The sequence below is a fragment of the Variovorax atrisoli genome (assembly GCF_014195185.1).
In the GTDB taxonomy this organism is placed as follows: Bacteria; Pseudomonadota; Gammaproteobacteria; order Burkholderiales; family Burkholderiaceae_C; genus Variovorax; species Variovorax atrisoli.
Window position 1 is genome coordinate 217,023 of sequence record NZ_JACIBG010000003.1, and the last position, 25,357, is coordinate 242,379.

25 protein-coding genes are annotated in these 25,357 nt (G+C 68.9%); 12 read left to right on the forward strand and 13 right to left on the reverse strand.

Annotation, left to right across the window (positions count from 1 at the left end):
• Positions 1 to 11: 11 nt before the first annotated feature.
• Positions 12 to 1,637, reverse strand: a complete 1,626-nt coding sequence (locus tag FHY06_RS12105; protein WP_311733684.1) for an efflux RND transporter periplasmic adaptor subunit — start codon at positions 1,635 to 1,637, stop codon at positions 12 to 14.
• Positions 1,638 to 2,039: 402 nt separating this feature from the next.
• Here FHY06_RS12105 and FHY06_RS12110 point away from each other — a divergent pair, with 402 nt between their 5' ends.
• The 5 genes from FHY06_RS12110 to FHY06_RS12130 are packed head-to-tail and all read left to right on the forward strand — an operon-like array spanning position 2,040 to position 5,807.
• Positions 2,040 to 2,561 (forward strand): DUF6622 family protein, encoded by a 522-nt coding sequence (locus FHY06_RS12110; RefSeq protein WP_019654999.1) that lies wholly within the window; start codon positions 2,040 to 2,042, stop codon positions 2,559 to 2,561.
• A gap of 50 nt (positions 2,562 to 2,611) precedes the next feature.
• Positions 2,612 to 3,562, forward strand: coding sequence for a sterol desaturase family protein (locus tag FHY06_RS12115; protein WP_145760630.1), 951 nt, complete (start codon positions 2,612 to 2,614; stop codon positions 3,560 to 3,562).
• Positions 3,559 to 3,858: a 2TM domain-containing protein gene (locus tag FHY06_RS12120; protein ID WP_019654997.1), complete on the forward strand. Its 300-nt coding sequence runs from the start codon at positions 3,559 to 3,561 to the stop codon at positions 3,856 to 3,858. The genes FHY06_RS12115 and FHY06_RS12120 overlap by 4 nt, the downstream gene beginning before the upstream one ends.
• The gene (locus tag FHY06_RS12125; protein ID WP_184605288.1) at positions 3,855 to 4,925 is read left to right on the forward strand and encodes a sensor histidine kinase; all 1,071 of its coding nucleotides are present in this window, start codon (positions 3,855 to 3,857) and stop codon (positions 4,923 to 4,925) included. The genes FHY06_RS12120 and FHY06_RS12125 overlap by 4 nt, the downstream gene beginning before the upstream one ends.
• A 33-nt stretch (positions 4,926 to 4,958) precedes the next feature.
• Positions 4,959 to 5,807 carry a LytR/AlgR family response regulator transcription factor gene (locus FHY06_RS12130; protein ID WP_184605290.1) on the forward strand — a complete coding sequence of 283 codons (849 nt, stop codon included), beginning with the start codon at positions 4,959 to 4,961 and terminating at the stop codon, positions 5,805 to 5,807.
• A gap of 92 nt (positions 5,808 to 5,899) precedes the next feature.
• Here the strand turns inward: FHY06_RS12130 and FHY06_RS12135 are convergent, their stop codons facing one another.
• Positions 5,900 to 6,247: a hypothetical protein gene (locus FHY06_RS12135; protein ID WP_019654994.1), complete on the reverse strand. Its 348-nt coding sequence runs from the start codon at positions 6,245 to 6,247 to the stop codon at positions 5,900 to 5,902.
• Positions 6,248 to 6,398: 151 nt separating this feature from the next.
• On the opposite strand from FHY06_RS12135, the gene FHY06_RS12140 reads away from it, so the two are divergent.
• Positions 6,399 to 8,216 (forward strand): glutamine--tRNA ligase/YqeY domain fusion protein, encoded by a 1,818-nt coding sequence (locus tag FHY06_RS12140; protein WP_184605292.1) that lies wholly within the window; start codon positions 6,399 to 6,401, stop codon positions 8,214 to 8,216.
• Between the two features lie 23 nt (positions 8,217 to 8,239).
• Here the strand turns inward: FHY06_RS12140 and FHY06_RS12145 are convergent, their stop codons facing one another.
• The gene (locus tag FHY06_RS12145) at positions 8,240 to 8,548 is read right to left on the reverse strand and encodes a hypothetical protein (protein ID WP_184605294.1); all 309 of its coding nucleotides are present in this window, start codon (positions 8,546 to 8,548) and stop codon (positions 8,240 to 8,242) included.
• Between the two features lie 92 nt (positions 8,549 to 8,640).
• Between FHY06_RS12145 and FHY06_RS12150 the strand changes: the two genes are divergently transcribed.
• From FHY06_RS12150 to FHY06_RS12165, 4 genes are read left to right on the forward strand one after another with little or no spacing between them, the layout of a single operon-like run.
• Entirely contained in the window at positions 8,641 to 9,216 is a 576-nt protein-coding gene (locus FHY06_RS12150) for a pseudouridine synthase (RefSeq protein ID WP_184605296.1), read from the forward strand.
• A gap of 60 nt (positions 9,217 to 9,276) precedes the next feature.
• On the forward strand, positions 9,277 to 10,188 hold the full coding sequence (locus tag FHY06_RS12155) for a M23 family metallopeptidase (RefSeq protein ID WP_184605299.1): 912 nt from the start codon (positions 9,277 to 9,279) through the stop codon (positions 10,186 to 10,188).
• A gap of 32 nt (positions 10,189 to 10,220) precedes the next feature.
• The gene (locus FHY06_RS12160; protein WP_126185998.1) at positions 10,221 to 10,511 is read left to right on the forward strand and encodes a nucleotidyltransferase family protein; all 291 of its coding nucleotides are present in this window, start codon (positions 10,221 to 10,223) and stop codon (positions 10,509 to 10,511) included.
• Entirely contained in the window at positions 10,508 to 10,864 is a 357-nt protein-coding gene (locus tag FHY06_RS12165; RefSeq protein ID WP_038114782.1) for a HepT-like ribonuclease domain-containing protein, read from the forward strand. Before FHY06_RS12160 ends, FHY06_RS12165 begins: the two co-directional genes overlap by 4 nt.
• Before the next feature lie 109 nt (positions 10,865 to 10,973).
• Here FHY06_RS12165 and FHY06_RS12170 read toward each other — a convergent pair whose 3' ends face one another.
• The 4 genes from FHY06_RS12170 to FHY06_RS12185 all read right to left on the reverse strand — a co-directional run bounded on the left by FHY06_RS12170 (position 10,974) and on the right by FHY06_RS12185 (position 15,373).
• Positions 10,974 to 11,909 carry a M14 family metallopeptidase gene (locus FHY06_RS12170; protein WP_132755331.1) on the reverse strand — a complete coding sequence of 312 codons (936 nt, stop codon included), beginning with the start codon at positions 11,907 to 11,909 and terminating at the stop codon, positions 10,974 to 10,976.
• 111 nt (positions 11,910 to 12,020) lie between these two features.
• The gene (locus FHY06_RS12175; protein ID WP_184605301.1) at positions 12,021 to 12,998 is read right to left on the reverse strand and encodes an MBL fold metallo-hydrolase; all 978 of its coding nucleotides are present in this window, start codon (positions 12,996 to 12,998) and stop codon (positions 12,021 to 12,023) included.
• 67 nt (positions 12,999 to 13,065) lie between these two features.
• Positions 13,066 to 14,268 carry an ammonium transporter gene (locus tag FHY06_RS12180; RefSeq protein ID WP_184605303.1) on the reverse strand — a complete coding sequence of 401 codons (1,203 nt, stop codon included), beginning with the start codon at positions 14,266 to 14,268 and terminating at the stop codon, positions 13,066 to 13,068.
• Between the two features lie 151 nt (positions 14,269 to 14,419).
• Entirely contained in the window at positions 14,420 to 15,373 is a 954-nt protein-coding gene (locus FHY06_RS12185) for a LytTR family DNA-binding domain-containing protein (RefSeq protein WP_184605306.1), read from the reverse strand.
• A 164-nt stretch (positions 15,374 to 15,537) separates the two neighbouring features.
• On the opposite strand from FHY06_RS12185, the gene FHY06_RS12190 reads away from it, so the two are divergent.
• Entirely contained in the window at positions 15,538 to 16,794 is a 1,257-nt protein-coding gene (locus tag FHY06_RS12190) for an acyltransferase family protein (RefSeq protein ID WP_184605307.1), read from the forward strand.
• Here the strand turns inward: FHY06_RS12190 and FHY06_RS12195 are convergent.
• Positions 16,697 to 17,152 carry a PaaI family thioesterase gene (locus FHY06_RS12195; RefSeq protein ID WP_184605309.1) on the reverse strand — a complete coding sequence of 152 codons (456 nt, stop codon included), beginning with the start codon at positions 17,150 to 17,152 and terminating at the stop codon, positions 16,697 to 16,699. The genes FHY06_RS12190 and FHY06_RS12195 overlap by 98 nt on opposite strands.
• A gap of 224 nt (positions 17,153 to 17,376) precedes the next feature.
• On the opposite strand from FHY06_RS12195, the gene FHY06_RS12200 reads away from it, so the two are divergent.
• Positions 17,377 to 19,020 (forward strand): DUF4139 domain-containing protein, encoded by a 1,644-nt coding sequence (locus FHY06_RS12200; RefSeq protein ID WP_184605312.1) that lies wholly within the window; start codon positions 17,377 to 17,379, stop codon positions 19,018 to 19,020.
• Between the two features lie 10 nt (positions 19,021 to 19,030).
• On the opposite strand, the gene FHY06_RS12205 is transcribed toward FHY06_RS12200, so the two are convergent.
• The 5 genes from FHY06_RS12205 to ykgO all read right to left on the reverse strand — a co-directional run bounded on the left by FHY06_RS12205 (position 19,031) and on the right by ykgO (position 25,332).
• Positions 19,031 to 21,211, reverse strand: coding sequence for a TonB-dependent receptor (locus FHY06_RS12205; protein ID WP_184605314.1), 2,181 nt, complete (start codon positions 21,209 to 21,211; stop codon positions 19,031 to 19,033).
• Between the two features lie 47 nt (positions 21,212 to 21,258).
• Entirely contained in the window at positions 21,259 to 22,764 is a 1,506-nt protein-coding gene (locus FHY06_RS12210) for an ABC transporter permease subunit (RefSeq protein WP_184605317.1), read from the reverse strand.
• Between the two features lie 12 nt (positions 22,765 to 22,776).
• Positions 22,777 to 24,177, reverse strand: coding sequence for a DUF3526 domain-containing protein (locus tag FHY06_RS12215; protein WP_132755347.1), 1,401 nt, complete (start codon positions 24,175 to 24,177; stop codon positions 22,777 to 22,779).
• Positions 24,178 to 24,341: 164 nt separating this feature from the next.
• Positions 24,342 to 25,049, reverse strand: a complete 708-nt coding sequence (locus tag FHY06_RS12220; RefSeq protein WP_132797647.1) for an ABC transporter ATP-binding protein — start codon at positions 25,047 to 25,049, stop codon at positions 24,342 to 24,344.
• Positions 25,050 to 25,182: 133 nt separating this feature from the next.
• Entirely contained in the window at positions 25,183 to 25,332 is a 150-nt protein-coding gene (gene ykgO / locus FHY06_RS12225; protein WP_019654976.1) for a type B 50S ribosomal protein L36, read from the reverse strand.
• Positions 25,333 to 25,357: the final 25 nt, after the last annotated feature.

Genomic DNA, 25,357 nt, shown 5'->3' on the forward strand with positions numbered 1-25,357 from the left:
AAGACCGTTCGTCATTGGCCGCGCCTGTCGCCCTGCCCGCCTTCGCCGCCGCGTTCGGACATGCGCTGCCAGCGCTCCAGCGCGGCCGGGTCGCCGCGGTCCAGCGCCTCGAGGAAACGCTTGCGGCGCTCGAGCTGCTCGGGGTTGTCCTTGACGGAATCGAGCATGCGCTGGCGCTGCTCGGCGGTCGGGAGCTTGGCCGGCGTCGCCGGCGTGGCGGGGGCCGTCTCCGCGGAGGGCGCGGAGGGCGCGGAGGGCACGGAGGGCACGGGGGAGGCCGCGGCAGGGGCTGCCGCAGCGCCGGGGGCGGTCGAGGTGGCCGGCGCCGCGGAAGTCCCGGCTGCCGATGCGCCCTCGGCGCCCCTGGCCGCGCCGGGACCGCCTGCGCCGCCGCCCTGCCGGCGGCCGCGATGCGTGCCACCTGCCGGGGCCGATGCGGCGCCCGCGGGCCGGTCGGCCTGGGTCTGCACGCGCGCGCCGTCCTTCAACCGGTCGCCGCCTTCGGTCACGACCTGCTCGCCGGCCTGCAGGCCCGAGGTGATCGCCACGTTGTCCACGCTCGATTCGCCGCGCGTCACCGTGCGCTGCGACACGGTGTTGTCTTCGTTCAGCACATACACGTAGTCGCCGTTGGGGCCGTGGCGCAGCGCCGTGACGGGCACCACCACCGCGCTGTTCACGGTGCGCAGCAGCAGCCGCAGGTTGACGAACTGGTTCGGGAATAGCGCGTTGTCGGCGTTGGCGAAGCGGGCCTTGGCCTTGACGGTGCCGGTGGCGGTGTCGACCAGGTTGTCCAGCGTGGAGAAGCTGCCGTTCGCGAGCCGGCGCGTGCGGGTGCGGTCGAAGGCGGTGGCGTCGAGCTTCGCCCCCTGGGCGAGGCGCTCCTGCACTTCGGGCACGCGGTCCTGCGGAATGGCGAATTCGACGTCGATCGGCGCGATCTGCGTGATGGTCGCGATGCCGTTGGTGGTGCCGGTGGAGATGTAGTTGCCCGCGTCCACCGGCCGCAGGCCGATGCGCCCGCTCACCGGCGCGGTGATGCGGCTCCAGGCGAGGTTGAGCTTGGCGGTGTTTTCGTTGGCGCGGTCGATGGCCACCGTGCCTTCGAGCTGCTTGACCAGCGCGGCCTGGGTGTCGACGTCCTGGCGGGCGATGGAATCCTGGCCCAGCAGGGTCTGGTAGCGCTGCAGCGTAACCCGCGCCGCCGCGAGCTGCGCCTCGTCGCGCTGGCGGGCGCCGGTGGCCTGCGCCAGGGCGTTCTGGAACGGCTGCGGATCGATGGTGGCGAGCACGTCGCCCTTCTTGACCATCTGACCTTCCTGGAAGAGCACCGCCGTGAGCACGCCCGAAACCTGCGGCTGCACGATCACGTTGGCCAGCGGCGTGACCGTGCCCAGGGCTTCCAGCTGCACCGGAATGTCGGCCTGCCTGGCGGTCGCGATGCCGACCGTGCTGGAGGCCGGGCCGCCGCCGCCTCCGCGCCCGGGGCCGCCAGGGCCGCCGGGTCCGCCCTGCCTGCCCGCGCCCGGTCCCGGGCCGGCGCCTGGGCCGGCCACCGGCGTCTTCGAGCGCTGGACCAGGTACCACGCGCCACCGCCCAGCACCGCCAGCAGCAGCAGGGCCAGAAGGCTGCCCATCCAACGGCGCCTGCGGACCGTCGGATGGTTGGGAGAAACGGCGGAAGGCAGAGGCTCGGTTGGTTTTTCTTGTTCCATGGACGGTGCGTGCGAAAGGTGCAAGGGTGCGGACCAGCGTAGTACAGCGCGGATGGTAGTCCGGCTCTTTGCTGGGCCGTAAAGCGTCGGTAAAGCTCGCGGGAGCCTCCTACAAGCTTCCTCAAAACCTCCTCCATGTCTCCCGGATTGCCCCCCCGGAACCCTGCAATTCGCGCGGCCAGGCTGCAATTCGCGCCGCCTGCGCGCATTCCGTCGCACGGCGGTGGCCGGGGCGCGCGGGCATCGGCACAGTCCAACCCATCGATTTCCTTGCACCGCTTTTTTCAGCTTTTCTTCAACCTTCACCTTCCACGGAGTGCCGCCATGCTGATGCAGATCGTCCTTCACACGCCCAAGTGGGTGTTCGCCGTGTTCTTCGTGCTGCTGTGGCTCGGCGCCCGGCAGCTGCTGGCCAACCAGGTGAGCCTGACCCGCGTCACGCTGATGCCCGTCGCCATGGGCGGCCTGTCGATCTACGGCGTGGTTTCGGTGTTCGGCGATTCCTTCGGCGCCCTGCTGGGCTGGGCCGCCGCCGCGGCCGTGATGGCGGCGCTGGTGCTGCAGCGCCCGCTGCACGCCGCCACCCGCTACGACGCAGCCGCGCGCCAGTTCGAGGTGGCCGGCAGCCCGGTGCCGCTGATGCTCATGATGGGCATCTTCCTGACCAAGTACGTGGTGGGCGCCGCCCTGGCCATGCACCCCGAACTGCGCCACCAGCCGACCCTCGCCATCGTCGTGCCCGTGCTGTACGGCGCCTTCACCGGGGTGTTCGCTGCCCGCGCCGCGCGCCTTTGGAAGCTGGCCATCCGTACCGACGCCATGGCCGCCGCGGCCCGCGCGGCCTAATATTCCCGGGCCTCGATTCCCGGGCAACCACTCACGGAAGAAACGCCGCCATGAACGCGCTCCTGCTGATCCTCAAGATCTCCGTCACGGTGGTGCTGGCCGCCTCCATCGCCGAGGCCCTGGTGCTCTCTTGGCGCAACGGCTGGCGCAGCTACGACTGGAAGGCCGCCGGCGTCTCCGTGTTCGACTTCCTGGTGCGCGAATACCCCCTGCGCTGGCTGCTGCCCCTGGCCTTCTGGACCGGCGCGATGGACTGGTTCTACGCCCACCGCCTCTTCACCCTGCCGATGGACCACTGGACCGGCTGGGCGGCCTGCTTCATCGGGCAGGAGTTCTGCTACTACTGGTATCACCGCGCGGCGCACCGGGTGCGCTGGTTCTGGTGCACCCACGCCATCCACCATTCGCCGAACCAGCTGAACCTGTCGGCCGCCTACCGCTTCGGCTGGACCGGCCGCCTCACCGGCACCCTGGCCTTCTTCATGCTGGCGCCGCTGCTGGGCATGCCGCCGCGGGTGGTCCTGCTGATGCTCACGCTGAACCTGCTGTACCAGTTCTGGATCCACGCGACCTGGATTCCGCGCCTCGGCCCGCTGGAATGGGTGCTCAACACCCCCTCGGCCCACCGCGTGCACCACGCCTCGAACCTGGAATACCTGGACGGCAACTACGGCGGCGTGCTGATCGTGTTCGACCGCCTGTTCGGCACCTACATCCCCGAGCGCGCCGACGTGCCCTGCCGCTACGGCCTCGTCAACCCGGTCACCACCCACAACATCCTGGAGATCGAGTTCGGCCAGTGGCGCGCGCTCTTTCGCGACCTCGCCTCGGCCCGTTCCGTGCGCGCCTTCGTCGGCTACCTCGTGAAGCCGCCCGGCTGGAAGCCCGAGGGCCCCGGCGACACCACCGAGGAGCTGCGCCAGCGCGCGGCCCTGCAGCCGTCGCCGCAGACCGCAATGGCGGCCGATTTCATTCCTGTCCAATACAAGGAGCTGTCATGACTTCCTACGCCTCCTCCGATTCCTCCCGCTCCGAGATCGAGCGCCTCGCCCGCCGCCGCGCCGGCGCCAAGATGGGCTGGTACGTCCACGCCTTCGTCTACGTGCTGGTCAACCTGGGGCTGGTCGCCATCTCGGCCGCCAACGGCCGCAACTGGGCGATGTATCCGCTCATGGGCTGGGGGCTGGGGCTGCTGATCCATGGCGCCGTGGTCTGGTTCGTCGCGCCCGGCGGCGGCTTCTACGACAGGCTGGTCGAGCGCGAGCGCCGCGCCCTGGGAGGCCGGGACCGCGGATGAGCAGCACCGCGCCGCAGAGCCGCTTCCGCGCGGAGAACTTCCGGGACATGCTTCGGCATGGCCTGATCACGGCCGTCTTCTGCTGCCTCATCGCCATCGCGATGACCATCACCGGCGGGGACAACTGGGCGGGCCACCTCGTCTATTCGCTGGCGATCGGCATGGTCAGCTGGCTGTTCATCGACACCGGGCGACTGCTGCTCAGCGGGCACCGCGAGACCCACTGGCCGAACTGGCCCTGGGGCTTCGCACTCGTCGCGCTGGGCGTGGCGGTCGGCTTCTTCGTGGGCAACGTCATCGGCGACGCCGTGTTCGACGCGCCGCGGTTCGACTTTCTCGACATCAGGGGCCACAAGCTGGCCACCGGCGTCACGATCACCATCATCGCGACGGTCGGCATGTGCTTCTTCTTCTACAGCCTCGGCAAGAGCAAGCACATGCAGAGCCAGATCGAGCTGGCCCAGCGCAACGCCACCGAGGCCCGGCTGAAGCTGCTGGAGACGCAGCTGGAGCCGCACATGCTGTTCAACACGCTGGCCAACCTGCGGGTGCTGATCACGGTCGATCCGCCGCGCGCCGTGGCCATGCTCGACCGGCTCAACAGCTACCTGCGCATGACACTGAGCGGCTCGCGCGCGCTCTCGCATCCGCTGTCGGCGGAGTTCGAGCGGCTGGGCGACTACCTGGAGCTGATGTCGGTGCGCATGGGCGACCGGCTGCGCTACACGCTCGACCTGCCGCAGGACCTGCGCGACGCGCCGGTGCCGCCGCTGCTGCTGCAGCCGCTGGTGGAGAACAGCATCCGCCACGGCCTGGAGCCCAAGGTGGAAGGCGGCGAGATCGTGGTGCGCGCCCGCAGGGACGAGCAAGGCGGCTCGCTCGTGATCGAGGTCAGCGACACCGGCGTGGGCCTGGGTGCGGCGCCGCCGTCGCAGGGCAGCGGCTTCGGGCTCGAGCAGGTGCGCGAGCGGCTGGCCACGGTGTACGGCGAGCGCGGCACCATGAGCATGGCGCCCTCCCCTTCGGGCGGCACGCTGGCGAGGTTGAACATTCCGGCACTAGCCTGAACGCACGCCACACGACAGGACAACAACGACAAGATGACCACTGCATCCCCCACCGCCCCCACCGCACTCATCGCCGAGGATGAACCCCTCCTCGCGCAGGCGCTCAAGGCCGAGCTGGCCGCCGCATGGCCCGAGCTGGAGATCGTCGCCACCGCCGGCGACGGCCGCAGCGCCGTGCGCGAGGCGCTGCGGCTGCTGCCGCAGGTGCTTTTCTTCGACATCCGCATGCCCGGCCTCGACGGCCTCGGGGCTGCTGCCGAGCTGGCCGACAGCTGGCCCGCCGACGAGACGCCCATGCCCCAGCTGGTGTTCGTGACGGCCTACGACGAATACGCCGCCCGCGCCTTCGAGGCGCAGGCCATCGACTACGTGCTCAAGCCGGTGCAGCCCGACCGCCTGCGCAAGACCGTCGGCCGGCTGCAGCAGGCGCTGGCCGCAAGGCAGCCGGCGGCCACGCCCGCACTGGCGGATGCGGCGCTGGAGCAGACGCTCGCCCAGTGGCGGCAGGTGCTGGGGGCAGCCGGGGTCGCGGCCACCACGCCGGCTCCCGCCCCGCTTCGCATGATCGCTGCCAGCGACGCGGGCGGCAGCACCGTGCGCATGGTGCCGATTGACGAGGTTCTCTATTTCGAGGCGGCCGACAAATACCTGCGCGTGCTGACCGCCACGCACGAATACCTGATCCGCACGCCTCTCAAGCAGCTGCTGCCGCAGCTCGATGCCGACACCTTCTGGCAGGTGCACCGGGCGGTGGTGGTGCGCAGCTCGGCCATCGAATCGGTTCACCGCGACGAGGCCGGCAAGCTGCACCTGACGTTGCGCGGGCGGGCCGAGAAGATCCCGGTCAGCCGGCTGTACGCCCATCTCTTCCGCGCGATGTGAAACTGGGCGAACAGGAGCCCGGAAACGCCCAAAGAAAAAGCCGGCCCTTTCGGAGCCGGCTTTTTTCATTCAGTCACGATTGCCGTGGCTTTTTAGCGCCAGTGGCCATGGCCGCGGTAGTAGCCGCGACCGTAGTAGCGCGGACCGTAATAGGCCGGCGGGCCGTAATAGACCGGGGCCGGGCGGTAATACACCGGCGGGGGGCGGTAGTAGACCGGCGGCGGCGGCGCGTAGTAGACGGGTGCCGGCGGCACATAGACCGGGGCCGGAGCCGGGTAGTAGGCCGGGCTGCCCACCCCCACCGCCACGCCTGGTACGCCGACGCCAATCGACCAGCTCACGTCGCTGCGGGCGCTGGCCGAGGTGGCGGCGAACAATGCACCGGCTGCCACGACGCCCGCGGCGGCCCACTTGAAAAAGGTTGAACGTGTGAAGCTCATGATCCTGCTCTCCTTGTTTGGGGTGGGCACTGTCCGGATCGGGACCGCCCATGTGGTGTATTGAACGCGGCAAATGCAAACGGGGTGCACGGGCCAATGTGAAGAACGTTGCCAAAGGTAACCCATAGGGGGTGCCCCCTAAAATGCCGCAATGACCTCCCCGACCGACAAAAGCGGCACCAAGACGACAGCTGCACCGAGCAATTTCCTGCGCCACGTGATCGAGAGCGACCTCGCACAGGGTGCCTATTCTGGCCGCAAGTGGGGCGGTTCGCCCGGCAACGCCGCTCATCATGCACAGGGCATGGCCGATCCGGCCAAGGTGCGCATGCGCTTTCCGCCCGAGCCCAACGGCTACCTGCACATCGGCCACGCCAAGAGCATCTGGCTCAATTTCGAGCTGGCCAAGGAATACGGCGGCGTGAGCCACCTGCGCTTCGACGACACCAACCCCGAGAAGGAAGACCAAGAATACGTCGACTCCATCCGCGACGCCGTGAAGTGGCTGGGCTACGAGACCTATCTCGCCGACCGCCCCGGCGCGCCCGGCACGATGCAGCCGCACGAGTATTTCGCGAGCGACTACTTCGACTTCATGTACGAGGCCGCCGAATACCTGATCGGCGCCGGCCTCGCCTACGTGGACGAGCAGACCGCCGATGAAGTGCGGGCGAACCGCGGCGACTTCAACACGCCCGGCACCGACAGCCCCTTCCGCACCCGCACGCCCGAGGAGAACCTCGCGCGATTCCGCGCCATGCGCGACGGCCAGGTGGCCGATGGCGCCGCCATCCTGCGCGCCAAGATCGACATGGCCAGCACCAACATCAACATGCGCGACCCCGCGCTGTACCGCGTGCGCCGGGCCCACCACCACAACACCGGCGACAAGTGGTGCATCTACCCGATGTACACCTACGCGCACCCCATCGAGGACGCGCTGGAGCAGATCACCCACAGCATCTGCACGCTGGAATTCGAAGACCAGCGCCCCTTCTACGACTGGCTGCTCGACCGCCTCGCCGAGGGCGGCCTCATCGCCAGTCCGCACCCGCGCCAGTACGAATTCGCCCGCCTCAACGTGACCCACGTGCTCACCAGCAAGCGCAAGCTGCGCCAGCTGGTCGAAGAGAAATACGTCGACGGCTGGGACGACCCGCGCATGCCCACCATCGCCGGCCTGCGCCGCCGCGGCTACACGCCCGAGGCGCTGCGCCTGTTCTGCGAACGCAGCGGCACCACCAAGTCGGGCGGCTGGATCGACTACGCCAGCCTCGAAGCCGCGCTGCGCGACACGCTAGACCCCGTCGCACCCCGCGCCATGGCCGTGCTCGACCCGGTCAAGCTGGTCATCACCAACTGGGGCGAGCTGATGGGCGGCGACGACGCTCTGGACGCTTGCTCGGCCCCCGTGCACCCGCACCATCCCGAGATGGGCCAGCGCGAATTCAAGCTGGGCCGCGAGGTCTGGATCGAGCGCACCGACTATGAGGAAGTGCAGCCCAAGGGCTTCTTCCGCCTGTTCCCCGGCAACAAGGTGCGGCTGAAGTACGGCCACGTCATCGAGTGCATCGGCGGCACGAAGGACGCCGACGGCAGGCTCGTCGAAGTGCAGGCGAAGCTGGTGCCCGACACCAAGAGCGGAACGCCCGGCGCCGACGCGATCAAGGTGAAGGGCAACATCACCTGGGTGGCCGCCGCCGACGCGGTGCAGGCCGAGGTGCGGCTCTACGAGCGCCTCTTCGCTGCGGCGCACCCGGGCAGCGGAGAGCTGCTGGAAGAACTGAACAAGAACAGCCTGGAAGTGTGCTCGGCCTTCGTCGAGCCCTCGCTGGCCAAGGCCGAGCCGGGCGTCGGCATCCAGTTCGAGCGGCACGGCTACTTCGTGCTCGACGCGAAGGCCAGCGGCGCCGTCGGCAAGCCGGTGTTCAATCGCGCGGCCGGGATGCGGGACAGCTGGGGCAAGTAGGCAGGCAGGCAAGCGGCCCGTCGCTACTCGGGCCGCTTGTAGACCACGCCGATCACCGCGCTGTTCTCGTCGGTGGTGCACACGGCGGATCTTCCCTGCGGCCCGACCTTCAGGTTGACCGTGTAGACGCCATCGCGCGGCGTGCTGCCCTTGTCGGCCGCGATGCTGGCCGGTGGCACCCTGAGTTCGCGCGCAGCCGCGGCCACGCAGTTCTTGACGCTGGCCTCGGGCGCGCCGCCCACGCGGATGGCCGTGCTGTTGCACGCCGCCAGCAGCAGGCTGGCCATCGCCGTGCAGGCAAGCGGGATGGAGCTTCGCATCTTGGTCGTCATACCGGATTCCCTGTGTCTCGAATGAACAAGCCCATTGGAGCCGTGCCGGCCGCCGGAGGTTGCAGGACGGGCCCGGGCTATCCTGTCGGCACATGAATCGTTCGAGCCCTTCTTCTTCCCGCTCATCGTCCTCGTCCTCCCGGCTGATCCGCTTCAACAAGCCCTATGGGGTGCTCAGCCAGTTCACGCCCGAGGGCCGCTGGCGCGGACTGAAGGAGTTCATCGACATCCCCGGCGTCTACGTCGCCGGCCGGCTCGATGCCGACAGCGAGGGCCTTCTGCTGCTCACCGACGACGGCAGGCTGCAGGCGCGCATCGCCGATCCGCGCTTCAAGATGGAGAAGGTCTACTGGGTGCAGGTCGAAGGCGTGCCCGGCGAAGAGGCGCTCGCCGCGCTGCGCAATGGCGTGATGCTCAACGACGGCCCCACCCGCCCCGCGCGCGCCCGCCTGCTCGACCCGCCGCCCGAGGTGTGGGAGCGCACGCCGCCGATCCGCGAGCGCAAGAGCATTCCCACCGCGTGGATCGAACTGGCCATCCGCGAGGGCCGCAACCGGCAGGTGCGGCGCATGACGGCGGCCGTGGGGCTGCCGACGCTGCGGTTGATCCGCGCCGCGATCGGGCCGCACACGCTCGAAGGACTGGCGCCGGGAACCTGGATCGACTAGCGCCGCATCGAACAAGCCGGCGCCCTCCCCTCATCCAAACGAAAACTAGCCTTTTTCTCAATGAAGCACACACCCATTGCTCCCCTCGACCTCGCCCCTTTCGCACTGAACCGCCGCAGCGCCGTCCTCGGCACCATCGGCCTCCTCGCCGCGATGCATGCCGGCGCCGCGACCCAGGCCAAGGCGAAGAAGCAAGCGGCGTCGGCACCCGAGGTGTGGCCCCACGCATCACAGGTGCCGGGCGGCGTCGCCCGCCTGTCGCTGGGCCCCTCGGCCAAGCGGCCTCAGGCCTTCTCGGGCGACATCCCCGTGCTGGTGCTCGGCGACACCATCGAATGGACCGCCGTCGTCGGCATCCCCCTGGCGGCCGAACCCGGCGAAGCCAGTATCACGGTGCGCGCCGAAGGCAAGCCCGAGCGCCAGATCGCCTACACCATCGCCCCGAAGCAATACCGCGAACAGCGCCTCACCGTGGCCCCTCGCACCGTCGACCTCTCGCCCGAGGACGAGGCCCGCTACGTCAAGGAGCGCGACCACCTCGCCGGCGTGACGGCCACCCTCAGCGACATGCGTCCCGACACCGTGCTGAAGATGCGCGTGCCGGTGCCCGGCCGCCGCTCGAGCTCCTTCGGCCTGCGCCGCGTGTTCAACGGCCAGTCGCGCAACCCGCACAGTGGCATGGACATCGCAGCCGGCACCGGCACCCCGGTCCTCGCGCCGCTGCCCGGCAAGGTGATCGACACGGGCGACTATTTCTTCAACGGCGGCACCGTCTGGCTCGACCACGGCGGCGGCCTGCTGACCATGTACTGCCACCTGAGCCGCATCGACGTGAAGGTCGGCGACGTGATGAAAACTGGCGAGCAGCTGGCCGCCGTGGGCGCGACGGGGCGGGTGACGGGGCCGCACCTGCACTGGTCGGTGATGCTGAATCGGGCGATGGTGGACCCGGCGTTGTTCATTGCGGCCTGAGTCCAACGAGGAGTCACATTAAACTCGGCCTCATGCGCCCCTCTGAAGCTCTGCTCCAGCATCGCGATCGCATTCGGGAGATCGCGCTGAGTCACCACGTCAGCAGCGTGCGAGTGTTCGGTTCCGCTTTGCGTGGCGAAGACGGGCCCGACAGCGATCTCGATCTGCTGGTGGAGCCCACGGCGCAAACCACCCTGATGGACATCGGAGCCATCAGGTACGAACTGAAGAGCCTTCTGGGCATGGAAGTAGACGTGCTCACGCCCAACGGCCTGCCTCTAAAGTTTCGCGATCAGGTGCTGCGCGAGGCTGTACCGGTATGAGTCGACGAGATCCGCAACGTGTGGCGGATTACTTGGGTCATATCCTGCAAGCGATCGACAGTATTCACGACTACACGAACGGCGCTACCGCCGACAGTTATCTCGTCGACCGGAAAACACAGGATGCAGTGGTACGCAACCTGGAAGTGATCGGGGAAGCCAGCAACAACATCGTGAAGCACCATGCGGAATTCGCCGCTGCCCACCCCGCCGTTCCCTGGCGTTTTGCCTACGAGATGCGCAACGCGCTTTCCCACGGCTACTTCACCATCGACCACACCATCGTCTGGCAAACCATCCAGCACGATTTGCCATCGCTTCGCGAGCAGATTGCGAAGCTGTTGAAATCCTGAGCCTTGCCGCTCCATGAGCCGAGACGTCTGAGGACGTCGCTGCGCCACGCAATCAACGCCCGCACCAGCGGTTCATTGCGGGCGCGGCGGTCGTTTCTGCCGTCCAGCTTCAGATCGGCTTGGTCAGGTACACCGCCTCGCGCCCCACGATCGCGCGCTGGGCGGGCATGAAGATCGTGCAGTCGTCGCACAGCGCGCGGATTTCCTCGTCGCCGTTGGTGGCGATCAGCTCGCCCTTGGCGAAGGTCTCGAAGCCGATGAGCGGGCGCACGAAGGCGAAGTCGGGCGACTTGATGACGTAGGTCTGCAGCAGCTGGAAGCGGCGCTGCGGCTCGGGCGGCGGGCTCGCCGGGTCCTTGTCGACGAGGCCGAAATAGGCGAGGAAGTCGTAGGTGACGGCGGTGGCGAGGTCGGAGGCCGAGCGCAGGAAGTGCTGGCCGCACTCGACCACCATCGCCACGCCCTTGCCGTCGGGGCCGCCGTGGCTGCCGTACTGGATGAGCGGCGTGCCCGAGCCCAGGCCGTCGGGCATCACGAGGTGCACCGAGGGGCGGCCGATGGCCTGCGCGACCTTGGCGTTGCGCTCGAAGCCCGGGTACACCCAGAACGGCACGACGGGCTGGCTGGTCGAGTGGATGTCGAGGATGTGGTCGGCCGCATCCACCACCGGGCGCAGGATGCGCGCGCGGCTCAGCTCGGGGCTGTCTTCTGTGCCGTCGAGCCATTCGGGCGACCAGATGCGGTTGAGGTTGTGCACGAGCTGCCGGCTGTCGAAGGGCAGCGCCTCGTTGAAGGATTCGTACGCGGCCACGTTGGCGAAGCTCACGGTGAGCGTGCCGATCTTCGGGCGCACGTTGTTGTCGAGCAGGTGCGTGGCGGCCGTCATCCCGCAGATCTCGTTGCCGTGCGTGAGCGCATTGATCAGCACGTGCGGGCCGGGCTTGCCGGACTCGAAGCGGTGCACGTAGTCGACGCCGACGTTGCCCTTGCGGTAGGCGGAGAGGTCGCGGGGGAGGACTTCGAGGGCGGGTGGAGCTTGGGTCATGGGGCGGATGGATGATGAAAGCGAAGCGGCCGGCCAGTTTGCTACAGAGCGCGCATTCGTGCCCGCGGGCGCCGCGACACCGGCCCGCGCCGCTCAACCTTCATCGGTCGCTCATCGCACCTGCTGGTAGTCGACCGGCACCCAGACGTAGCCCTTGCCCTCGGCCCGCACGTGGCCCAGACCCGGGAAAGGCAGGTGCGCGCTGCCCACGAGGTAGCGGCCCTTGGCCGCGTCGGCGTAGGCCTTCTTGCGCTCCACCGCCGCCGGCTTCGAGTCGACGTCGAAGGAGATGGTGACCTGCGGCTGCGCGAACTGCACCGCGGCCACGTGCATCAGGTCGCCCCACACCACCAGCTTCTGGCCCTTGGACTCGACGACGTAGATGTTGTGGCCGGGCGTGTGGCCATGGGCGGGCACGGCCTTGATGCCGGGTGCCAGCTCGGTGCCGCCCTTCATGCCCTTGAACTTGCCGGCTTCCACGTACGGGTTCAGCGAGGCCATCGCACCCTGGAAGAAGCCCTTCATCTCGGCCGAAGCCTTCTCGAGGTTGGCCTTTTTCAGCCAGAAGTCGGCGTCTTCCTGCCCGGCGTGGATGGTGGCGTTGGGGAACACCAGCTTGCCGTCCTGCACGAGGCCGCCGACGTGGTCGCCGTGCATGTGTGTGAGGAGCACGTCGTCGACCTGCTCGGGCTGGTAGCCCGCGGCCTTGAGGTTGGCCTGCAGGTTGCCGAGCGTGGGGCCGAAGAGGCCGCCGGCGCCGGTGTCGACCAGCACGAGCTTGCTGCCGGTGTTGATGAGGTAGCCGTTCACAGAGGTGGGCACGGCGTCTTTCTCGAAGCCCCGGTCGAGCAGCTTGCCGACCTGCTCCTGGGTGGTGTTGGTGAGCAGCTTCTTGGGCTCGAGGTCGAGGGTGCCGTCGAAGAGCGCCGTCACCTCGAAGTCACCGAGCATCATCCGGTAGAAGCCCGGCGCCTGGGTCTTGACCTGCGGCGCGGCGGCTTGCGCCATCGGAGAAAACGAAAGCATCAGCAGGCTGCAGGCCAGCGCGGCCATGCCCTGGCGCAGCCAGCGAGCGGGTGTTGTTGTCATGGTTCGGCTCCTCGGTGGTTTGAAGGGGCGCCGAGAATAGCCGAGGCAGCCCGTCCCTGCAGCCTGCCTACCAGTTGACCTCGCGCTCGGGCGTCGCAGAGATGTGGTGGATCGACAGGTCGGCACCGTCGTACTCCTCTTCCTGCGACAGCCGCAGCCCCGCCACTGCCTTGAGCGCGCCGTACACCGCCGCACCCGCCAGCGCGGCCCAGGCCACGCCCATCACCGTGCCGATGAGCTGCGCCCACACGTTCACGCCGCCGATGCCGCCGAGCGCCTGCGTGCCGAAGATGCCGGCCGCGATGCCGCCCCAGGTGCCGCACAGGCCATGCAGCGGCCACACACCCAGCACGTCGTCGATCTTCCACTTGTTCTGCGTGAGCGTGAACAGCTTGACGAAGATGCCGCCCGCCACGCCGCCCACCACCAGCGCGCCCAGCGGATGCATCAGGTCGGAGCCGGCGCACACCGCCACCAGGCCGGCGAGCGGGCCGTTGTAGACGAAGCCGGGGTCGTTCTTGCCCATGGCCAGCGCCACCAGCGTGCCGCCCACCATCGCCATCAGCGAGTTGACGGCCACCAGGCCCGAGATCTTGTCGATGCTCTGCGCGCTCATCACGTTGAAGCCGAACCAGCCCACGCACAGCACCCAGGCACCAAGGGCCAGGAAGGGGATGTTCGACGGCGGATGCGCGCTCAGCGACCCGTCGCCGCGGTAGCGGTTGCGGCGCGCGCCCAGCAGCAGCACTGCCGGCAGAGCGAGCCAGCCGCCCACCGCATGCACCACCACCGAGCCGGCGAAGTCATGGAACTCGTGGCCGGTGCGCGAGGCGATCCATTCCTGGATGCCGAAGTGCTTGTTCCAGGCGATGCCCTCGAAGAGCGGATAGACGAAGCCGACGATGACCGCCGTGGCAATGAGCTGCGGCCAGAACTTGGCCCGCTCGGCGATGCCGCCCGAGATGATGGCCGGAATGGCCGCCGCGAAGGTCAGCAGGAAGAAGAACTTCACCAGCTCGTAGCCGCTCTTTGCCGACAGTTCGGTGGCGCTCACGAAGAAATGCGTGCCGTAGGCCACGCCGTAGCCCACCAGGAAATACACGATGGTCGAGACCGAGAAGTCGACCAGGATCTTCACCAGCGCATTGACCTGGTTCTTCTTGCGCACGGTGCCCAGCTCGAGAAATGCAAATCCGGCGTGCATGGCCAAGACCATGATGGCGCCGAGAAGGATGAACAGCGCGTCTGCGCCCTGTTTGAGTGCGTCCATTGGAGCTTCTTGCGGATTTTTGGTTTGAATTGGTGCGCCGCACCGGAATCAACCAGCACGGCCGGCCAATGAAGCAAAAATGGTGCCTATAAGCTCTTCGATGGTGCGAAATGAACCAATAACGGGCTGATCAAGCCCGCCACGCACCGCTTCAGCTCGAGCCCGCGCCCGCCCGCAGCGCGTCACGGTAGCGTCGGCTGCAGGGCACGGTTGTGCCGTCATGCATGTGCAGCCGGGCGTCGCCGCCATCCAGTGGCTCGATTTCCCTGATGCGCGCGAGATTCACCGCGTGGCTGCGGTGCACGCGCACGAAGAGCGCGGGGTCGAGCTGGGTCAGGAAGTCGGTCAGGGTGGAGCGCAGCAGGTAGTCGTGGCCATTGACGTGCAGGCCGACGTAGTTGCCCTCGGCCTGGAGCCAGTCGATATCGGTGGCGGCGATGAGGAATTCGCGGCGCAGCTTGCGGACCAGGAAGCGCTCGGGGCGGGCGGGAGGCGGCGGGAGCGCGTCTGCAGCCGGGGGTTCAAATCCCCCCGCCCCTGCCGAATCCGGGCTCGGGGCAACAACCGGTGCGGCCACCGCTCCCTCCTCCGGCACATCCAGCACCCGCGCCTCCCCCTGCAGCCGCAGCAGGAACAGCCGGTACGCCCAGATGCCGAAGACGATGCTGACGTACACCCGCACGTCCTTGAGGTACTCGTAGCCCCACTGGCTCACCCAGCCGCGAAAGTCGTAGTGCTCGCCCGCCATGGCATAGACCAGCGCCCGCAGCCCGAACATGCCCACCACGTGGACCACGCTGAACGCCGCGCTCGCCACCGCATGCCAGGCCAGGAAGCGCAGCAGATGGCTGCGCACCAGCGGCGACAGCCGGCGCTCCACCATCACCAGCGCCGGCACCAGGAACAGCAGCATCAGGTGGCTGGACACCTCCCAGGTCGCGACCTCCCAGTGGGGCCGGGGCACGGCGCGCGTGCGCATGTCGACGATCGCCACCATGGTGCTGAACACGGCCTGCAGCGTCAGCAGCACGATCCAGAAGGCCACCTCCAGCCGACGGCGGATCGGCGCGTAGCGTTCGTAGAGGTTCCTGCGGGGGTCTCCCATGCGGGGAATTCTCGCGAAAAGGCCGCAGGGACGGCCGGTCTGGGCCGGATTTCGTCCCTGCCGGCCACCGCTCGTCACAAAGCGGGGGTGATCCGTCCCCCGGCCGCACCTCGCGGAAGCGGCCCGGCCGAGCATGGCGGCCTTTCCGCTTCGAGGAACCTTCCATGACCGCCGACCACATTGCCGCAACACCGCCCGACCACCGCCGCCACGACATCGACGCCCTGCGCGCGCTGGCCTTCCTCTTCGTCATCCTCTACCACGTGGGCATGTACTACGTGGCCGACTGGCCCTGGCACCTCAAGAGCCCGGACGCGGCCGAATGGCTGCAATGGCCGATGCGCATCCTGAACCTGTGGCGCATGGACCTGGTCTTTCTGATCTCGGGCGTGTCGCTCGGCATCCTAAGCCGGGGCCAGGGCACATGGGCCCTGCTGCGCAGCCGGGGCCTGCGGCTGATGCTGCCGCTGGCCTTCGGCATGGCGGTGGTCGTGCCCTACCAGGCCTACGCCCAGGGCGTGGCCAACGGCCTGGTGGCACCGGGCTTCGGCGCCTTCCTGCTGCGCTACCTGTCGATGGCGCAGCCGTGGCCGAAGCAGGCTTTCGACGGCGCGGAGTTCGGCATCACCTGGAACCACCTCTGGTACCTGCCCTATCTGTTCACCTACACGGCGCTGATCGCCCTGACGCTGCCGCTGTGGCGGTCGGCTGCCGGCCAGTGGATGCGCGGCGCCTTCAACGGCCTGCGCGGCTGGAGGCTGCTGCTGTTGCCGGTGGTGCCGCTGCTGATATTCACGATGCTGCTGGCCTCGCGCTTCCCGGCCACGCACAACCTGGTGCGCGACTTCCACCTGCACAGCATCTACTTCACGATGTTCCTCTACGGCTACTGGATGGGCGTGGACACCGGCGTCTGGAAGGAACTGGAGCGGCTGCGCCGCGTGTCGCTCGCGCTGGCCGTCGCGGTGATCGGCACCTTCATCTTGCTGCGCGCCGGCATGAAGAGCCCGCTTCCGGGGCTGCTGGTGGACACCCTGCGCATGCTCTACCTCTGGCTGGCCGTCGCGACCATCCTCGGCCACGGCCACCGCTACCTGAACCGCCCCTGGCCCTGGCTGCGCTGGGCGAACGAGTCGGTATACCCGTGGTACGTGCTTCACCAGACGCTGATCATCGTCGGCGTGACCCTGCTGGCACCGCTAGCGCTCGGCCCGGTCGTCGAGCCCGCGCTGCTCATCGCGCTGACGCTGCTCGGCTGCTGGCTCCTGACGGACGGGCTGATCCGCCGCACCAACCTGCTGCGGCCGCTCTTCGGACTGAAGCTCAGGCGGCGGGCTGCGATTTCTTCTGCGTCTCCTGCGGTGCGGGAGGAGGCTCTTCGACAGGAACCAGGATGGCGTTCCCCGTCGCCACGAGCTTGAGCGAATCGGCACTGTCGCCCTGCGCATAGAGTTCGGCCGCCGCGAACACCTGCTTGCGGCCGGCTTTCACCACCCGACCGCGTGCGATGAAGGCGCGGCCGACGGCGGGCGAGATGCAGTTGACCGAGAAATGCGAGGCCAGCACGCGGCCCGCCACGGTGGCGGCCGCGTAGCCGCTCACGGTATCGAGCATCGCGCCGATCATTCCGGCGTGCAGGAAGCCGGCGTACTGGCCCATGTCCTCCTCGCGCCAGTCCATGCGCAGTTCGGCTTCCCCATTGCCGGCGCTGGTCACTTCGAAGCCGGCCCAGCGGTTGAAGGCGGCGGTCCTGTTGATGGCCTGGATGGTGTCGAGCATGGCGGTGGGTCCTTGTCCGGGGTTGGGTGGAAAGACGGTGCACCCACTCTAGGAAGCAGCCCGGACATCGGCCGTCGCGCGTGCGACCGGAAACGCCGCGGCGGTTGCATTGGCGACAGCGCCGCCGGGCTGCGCAGAAATTTTTCGACGATGCCTTAACCCCGTTCGCCGGGGCCGTCCGTATGAGCCGGGGTCATTCATCACTTCCGCTCCAAAGGCATCCCATGAAAGCATCGACTTCCGCCCTCCTCCGCGCCACCGCAGGCGCCGCCTTGCTTCTGGTCCTGAGCATCAGTGCCCAGGGGCAGGCTGCAACGCCGCCGGCCGTGGCGGCCGACTCGCGCATCACGCAGGTCAAGGTCTACCCGGGCAGCGCCACCGTGGAGCGCGTGGCGCGCGTCGCGGCCGGCGCGCGCTCGGTCACCTTCGCCTGCCTGCCGGCCGGGCTTGATGTACAGAGCCTGCAGGTATCGGCCGATGCCTCGGTGCGCATCGGAGAGACCTCGGTGCTCAGCGAGCAGCGCGAGCTCTCGGCACGCTGTTCGACCAGCCCGCTCGACGGCCGCATCCGCGAGCTCGAGGACCAGAAAGCCGCCCTGCAGGCGGAGACCGATGCACTCGGCATGGTCACCGGCTACCTCAAGGGGCTGGCCGGCGGGAGCGACAACACTTCAGGCGCCCGCGCACCGATGGACGCGCGCAACCTCGCCGCGATGACCGAGGCCATGCGCCGCACCGGGCAGGACTCGCTGCTCAAGCAGCACCAGATCCAGCGCAGACAGGCCGAGATCGACCGCCAGCTCAACCCGCTGCTGGCCGAACGCACCCGCACCCAGGGCAACGGCGGCCAGGTGACGGCCGTCACGGTGACGCTGGCCGCTGGCGCCGATGCCGACGTGAAGCTGAGCTACCAAGTCAACGGCCCGGGCTGGACGCCCACCTACCGCGCGCTGCTCGACACCGCCACGCGAAAGGTCCGCATCGAGCGCCAGGCCCTGGTGGCACAGGCCACGGGTGAGGACTGGCGCGGCGTGAAGCTGGTGCTGTCCACCGGCCAGCCGCGCCGCGAGACCACCGGCCGCCTGCCCTCGGCGTGGCGCATCGGCATCGAGCCGCCGCCACGCCCGCAGGCCGAGATGGCCTACCCCGCCGCGCCGGCAGCAGCCATCGCCCCCGCGCCGCTGATGGCGCGCAAGGCGACGGACGGCCGCGAACGCCAGGAGCCGCTGTTCGACGTGAGCGTGTTCGACAACAGCTTCGCCACCGAATTCTCCGTAGCGCAGCCCATCGACGTGCCCTCCAACGGCCAGCGCGTGACCATGGCGCTGGGACAGCACGAAGACACGGCCAGGCTTGCAGCCCGCACCAGCCCGCGCGTCGACGCCAGCGCTTTCCTCGTCGCCGAACTCGACCAGCCCGCGGGCGTGTGGCCGGCCGGCCCGATGCAGCTGTACCGCGACGGCGCCTTCGTGGGCAGCGGACGCTGGAATGCGCCGAGCGACGCGCGCCTGACGCTCTCCTTCGGCCGCGACGAACTGGTGCGCGTGCAGGCCGAGCCCGAGCGCGACAACCAGGGCTCTGGCGGCTTCGCCGGCTCGCGCGCCGAGCGCAAGGTGCAGCGCGCCTACGTCGTCGAGAACCGCCACCGCACGCCGATCGCGGTGCAGGTGCTGGAGGCCGCACCGGTGTCGGTCGACGAGAAGGTGCGCGTGGCCTCGGAGTTCTCGCCGCAGCCCGCCGAGCTGGCCTGGAACAGGCAGCCCGGCCTGGCGATGTGGCAGCTCGACCTTGCGGCCGGCCAGACCGCGCGCGTGACGGCCGACTACACCATCGGCTACCCGAAGGACGCGCGGCTGCAGATGCGCTGAACGCGCCCTGTCAGAAGTCGAACTTGGCCGACAGCTCGAAGGTGCGCCGCGGCGCCAGCAGCACCTGGCTCGTCGCGCGGCCGGCCCAGGTGGCGTAGAGCTTGTCGGTCAGGTTGCGCACGCGGAAGCTCAGCAGCACGTTCTGCATGCGGTAGCTCACCGCCGCATCGAGCGTGGTGAAGCCGTTGATGCGGATCTGGTTGGCGTTGTCGGTGTACATGCGGCCCGTGTGGTTGAGCGAGGCGAAATACTCGAACTTCGATCCATCGGGCCGGTAGGTGGCGAACAGGTTGGCCACGCGCTCGGGCACATTGGGCGGCGTCTTGCCCACGCGCGAGACGCCGCCGGCCTCGATCAGCGTGTCGTAGCGCGCGTCGAGCGCGGCGAGGTTGCCGGCCAGCGTCCATTCGCGCGTCGGGCGCCACACGGTCGACAGCTCGATGCCGCGCGACGACTGGCGCCCGTTGTTCACCGTGTTGCGGGCGTCGTTGGGGTCGCGCGAGAGCACGTTGTCGAGCGCGATCTTGTAGAGCGCGGCCGTCCACTCCAGCTTCGCCTCGGGAATGCTCTGCTTGAAGCCCACCTCGGCCTGCTTGCCGCGCGACATCGGAAAGGCCGCGTTCGACGCGGACAGCAGGAACAGCGAATTCACCGGCAGCGTGGCATTGGTGTACTGCGCATACACGCTCGACTGCGGCGTGATGTCGTACACCGCGCCGATGCGGCCCGAGGTGGCGCGGTAGCTGGCGCCGAAGCGCGTGTAGCTGCCCAGGTTCAGGTCGGCGATGCCGCGGTCGACCTCGGTGCGGTCGTGGCGCAGGCCACCCACCAGCGTGAGGTTGCTCAAGGGCTTCAGCGCGTCTTCCACGAAGACCGAGCTCACCTTCACCTTCGCGCTGGTGTTGGTGCGGTTGCCCGCGCCGGTGCTGAGCGCGGGGTTCTCGTCGAAGGGCGCAAGGTACGGATCGAACACCGGCACGCGCAGCAGGCTGGCGGTGGCGGCGCTGCTGTCGGAGAAGCGGCGCCGGCTGCCGAAGCGCGTCTCGCTGTACTCGCCGCCGACGACGAAGCGGTTGTCCATGCCGCCGAGCCTGCCCTTGTGCGTCAGGTCGAATCGGTCGAGCCAGAAGTCCTGGTCGTGCGTGATCAGCGTCTGGTCGCGCGCGATGCTGGCGGGCGCCACGAACACCGCGCTCTCGGAGTTGCGGAACACACGGTCCGCCTTGTTGGCCGATAGCTCGTTGCGCCAAGACCAGCCGCCGTCGAGCCGGCCCGTGAGGCGCGCGCGCAGCCAGTAGGTTTCGGACGAGTTCCTGTCGTCGGGCACGTTGTAGTTGCTGCGCGTCAGGCGGCGGTCGATCACGCGGCCGTCCGGCGTGCTGACCACGTTCGTGGGCTGCGTGGCGAAGCTCGCCGGCACCAGCGGCGTGCCCCAGTAGGCCTGGTTGTCGTCGCGCAGGTAGTCGAAGGAAAGGTCGAGCTTCACCGAGCCGCCGAAGTCGACCATCAGCCCGCTGGTGAAGTGGTCGATGCGCTCGCCGTTGCGGGCGATCGTGCCCACTTTGGTGTCGTTGCGGCTGTAGTCCAGCCTGTAGGCGCTGGCGTCGCCGAGCGCACCGCCGAAGCCGAACGCGGCGCGGGTCGAGCCGTAGCTGCCGTACGAGAGCAGCGCCTCCTTGTTCGGGTTGCTGCGGTCGGGACGCTTGGTCACGAAGTTGACGACGCCGCCGATGGCGCCCTCGCCGTCGATCACCGAGGCCGGACCCTTCAGCACCTCGATGCGCTCGTAGTTCCAGGTGTCCTGCACGCGGTTGGTCACGCCCGCGCCGGAGCTGCGCACGCCGTCGTACAGGTACATGAGGCTGCTGAACCCGCGCGTGGACAGCGTGGTCGGCGACGACGGCGGGCCGCCGCCGGTGAGGCCCGTCATGCCGCGCAGCGCCTCGCTGAAGGTGCGCGCGCCGCGCTGCTGGATGGCGTCCTGCGTGAGGATCTCGACCGAGGCCGGCGTCTCGCGCACCGAGAGCCCCAGGCGCGATGCGGTGCCGCTCGACTCCCTGAGATGCAGGCCGTCGGCCTCGCGGCTGCCCTCGACGGTGATGGTGCCGAGTTCCGCGCCTTCCTGCGCGTACGAGGCCTGGAATGCGGTGACGGCGGCCGCCGCCATGGCCGTGCGGATGAACATGGTCATTGGATTGCTTGCTTGAATGCAATAAGGAAAGAAAACCGGGGCGGCGCCTACGCGACCGAGAAGCGGCGCAGCCGCCATGCGGCCAGCCCGAACAGCAGCAGGCCAGGCACCAGCAGCTGCAGCACGGCAAGCGCGGCCTGTCCGCGCACGAGGCTGGCGGGCTCCTCCTGCCAGGCGAACGCGGGAATGCGGTCGAAGTCGGAGGGCGAAAGCGCATCGCGCGCATCGATGCGCGGGAAGAAGAAGCCTTTCCACGCCTCGTGATAGGCGACGGTCTGCGCCTCGAAGCGCGCCTGCCGCCGCGCGCCGGTGCCGGCCAGCGCCGTCATGCCCTCGTAGGCCACGGCCGCCGGGGACACCGCGCTGAAGCGTGCCAGCAGCGCCTGCTGCCCGGCCTGCTGCGCATCGAAGCGGTCGAGCTCCGGCCTGATGGCCTCGTCGACTTCCTTCTCGATCAGGTAGTTGCCCAGCAGCCGGCCGGCGATCTCGATCTTGCCCTCGCGCGGCACGAGGATGGCGCCGCGGCCAACGTGCTGGTAGTCGGTGCTCATCAGGTCGGCGTGGCGCTTCATCGCCTCTGCCGTCACGATGCGCTGGCGCGTGGCCAGCTCGGTGCGCGAAGGCGCGGGGCTGGCCTGCGTCACGACGAGGTTCAGCAGCACCGGCGCCACCAGCACCAGCAGCACCCAGGCGATGACGAGCACCATCGCGTTCGTCGCCGACGAGGCCCCGAAGGCATTCACCGCCACCACCAGCGCGAACCAGAAGAGCGCGTACGCCCCCACCAGCAGCGCCCACCACCACAGCGCGGCGCCCGGCGAGCCCGTCAGCCCGGCCTGGCGCGCCACCACGAGCACCGCCACCGGCAGAAGCACGGCAGGCCCCAGCAGCACCGCGGCGCGCACCGTGAGCTTGCCCGCGAGCAGCGTGCGCAGCCGCAGCGGCTGCGACAGCAGCAGCCTCAGCGTGCCGTTCTCGCGCTCGGCCGACAGCAGGTTGTAGCCCAGCGCGAAGATCAGGAGCGGCAGCAGGTAGACGATGACGAAGGCCAGGTCGAAATGCCCGCTCAGCAGGTGCCAGGGGCTCTCGATGTCGCTCGGGTTCATGAACACCACGCGGCTCTGGCCGGTGACCTTGAACTGGCTCGGGAACAGGTCGCTCTGCCCCAGCGCAACCGGGCCCAGCGGCGCGGTCGGCAGGATCGCGTGGTGGCCGCCATAGCCGCTGGCCATGCGCGAAGGATCGGCCGGGTTCTCGAAGGGCGTGGGCTGCGCGGTGCCGGCGAGGATGTTCTCCAGCAAGACGCGCTGCGCCGCGCGGGCTTCGCGGTCGGCCTGCGCCACTGCGGCCTGCGCGCGGTCGCGGCTCGCGGTCTGCAGCAGCCCGTTGCCGAGGGCATAGGCCACGAGCAGCAGGAACAGCGCACCGGCGGCCCAGAGGGTGCGCTCGGCGAGCATCAGGCGGCATTCCTGGCGCATCACCGCCAGCAGGCGGCGGCCCTGTGGAGGATCGACGAAGGAAGTGGAAACGGAGGAGGAAGGTGACGTCGTCATCTGCTGCTTACCTCAGAGCGCGCGCTGACGCGAGGCGGTGAAGGCCGCGAAGGCGGCGGCCAGCAGCAGGCCGGCGCACAGCACGGCGAAGCTGCGCACCTGGTGCGTCAGCGCCCAGGCCGCGCTTGGCGGCTGGTAGTCGAAGGGCGGCACGGTCGCCCACAGATCGGGCTCGGCCTGGTAGGCGAAATGCTGGCCTCCAAGCGGATCGGCATGCGCCACCAGGTCTGCGCTCATCAGGTCCTGGATGTGGCGGCGATGCAGTTCGGCCGCGGTGGTGAAGCTGCGGTGGTGCGCGAAGTCGGTTCCCGCCATGCCCATCGAGAAGCTGCGCACCGCGAGGATGGGCAGCAGCAGGCCGCTCCATTCCTGCACTGCCTGCTGGCGCTCCCAGGTGTCCCACAGGCGGCCGTAGTGGCGGTCGTACACCGGGTAGGAGGCCTGGTCGTCCAAGCGCAGCGCGATGCCCCACTTGCTCAGCGGCACGTCGCGGCCCCAGCGCTCGGTGGAGCCGAAGTTCTTCTGCCAGACGCCGTCGGACACGGTCTTGAGTTCGGCCCCCAGCGCCTGGTTGAACTCGAGGCGCGTCGGGCTGGGAAACCACGCGCGCGAGAGCTCCGACAACACGCGCGGCGCCATCACGGCCTGCGCGATCCACAGCGCCAGCAGCAGCGTGATCGCCATGCGCGAGGTCGACGAGAGCGCCGACACGCCGAGCACCACGAAGACGAAGATGCCCAGGTACACGGCATAGCCGAGCGACCAGGCGCCCAGCCTGAGCAGCGCGTCGAGACACTCCCCCTCTTCCGCTCCGGCGGCCACCGCCACGGCGGCGATGAGCGCGGCCGGCACCAGCAGCGCGGCCAGCGAGCCGGCCAGTGCGAGCGCCTTGCCGCCCAAAAGGCGCAGCGGCGACACGCCCAGGCTCAGCGTCTGCCGCAGGATGCCCTGCTCGCGCTCGCCGGCGAAGGCGTTGAAGCCCAGCACGATCACCAGCAGCGGCCCCAGCACCTGCAGGATCCAGCCGACCGAGAGATTGCCGAAGCGCTGCAGGCCGGTCGCATCCTGCGCTGCGTTGAACTTCACCTCGCTCTGGCGGTGCGCCTGCAGCCACACGGTGCTGCCGATGAAGGGGTTGATGCCCGGATCGATCATCGACAGCGCCGCCTCGGGCTTGAAGGCGTGCATGCCCTGGTGCGCGGCGTCGTGCGGATGGCGCCGGTCCTGCCGCAGCCAGTCGCGGTAGTCCATGGCCTGTGCGGCGCGCTGCTCCGCCTGCGCGGCGCGCTGGTGCGCCCAGCCCACGGCCAGCGCGGTCAGCAGCAGCACGGCGACCAGTCCGCCTGCCCAGTAGAGGCGCCCGTCGCGCAGGCGTTCGAGGAATTCGCGGCGTGCGATCCAGCAAAGAAGCATGTCAGTTGCTCCACCGCTCTGCGCGCGACACACAACGCATGAAAGTGGCGCGATCCATTCGGGAGACATCGCGGAACCGGCTTTGCCGGGCTGCCGGTGTCGCCCCCTGAAAGGGGGTTGGTGGAGCGACACGAAGTGCGCGAAGACTGGGGGTGAGTTTCATCCTATGTCCTCATGTGCTGCAGGTAGAGGGACTGCAGGTCGGTGCGCGCGATCTGCGCTTCGCCGTCCAGGCTCTCGACGAGCCGGCCGCGCTTCATGATTCCGACGCGCGTGGCGGTCTGCTGCGCGTGGAACAGGTCATGCGTGGTGGTGAGCACGGCCACGCCGCTGTCGGCGGCGCGGCGCAGCAGGCCCGAGAACTCGCTGGCGGCTTGGGGGTCGAGCCCGGAGGTGGGCTCGTCGAGCAGCAGCGCCCTCGCCTGCTTGGCCAGCGCCACGGCGATCCACACCTTCTGGCGCATGCCCTTGGAGTAAGCCGACACGCGCCTGTCGGCCACGGCGTGGTCCAGTCCCACCTCGGTCATCAGTCGAAGCAGCCGATCGCGCGGCAGCTCGCGGCCCAGCGCGAGCCCGGCGAAGAAGCGCAGGTTCTCCAGCCCCGAGAGCGATCCGTACAGCGTGACCTGCTCGGGGATGTAGGCCACGTGCTGCTTGGTGGCCACCGGGTGGCGCACGACATCGATGCCGTTGATCTCGACCGTGCCGGAGGTCGGCTCGACGAAGTTCAGGAACAGGTTGATGGTCGTGGTCTTGCCGGCGCCGTTCGCGCCCAGCAGGCAGTAGATTTCGCCGGCGCGGATGTCGAGGTCGAGGCTGTCGAGCGCTGTGTGCGCGCCGTACTGCTTGGTGAGGCCGATGGCTCGGAGCATGGAAGGAACCCGGTGAGAAGGAAAAAAGACGAGCGCAGCCGCGCGCCGGCGCATGCGCGCCAAAGCGGTCGTTCAGTGATGGGAAAGCCCGCGACGCCGGCGATTCAGCCGCGGCGGCGCCCGGTGCCTGCGCTCAGCGCTTGTGCCTGTTCTTGGCCCCGCCCTGCCTTGCCTTGAAGCGCGGGTTGGACTTGCAGATGACGTAGGTGCGGCCGCGCCGCGTCACCACCTGGCAGTCGCGGTGGCGTTTCTTTGCTTCTTTGAGCGAGGACAGGACTTGCATGGTCGGGATCGGAGCCGGAGGATTC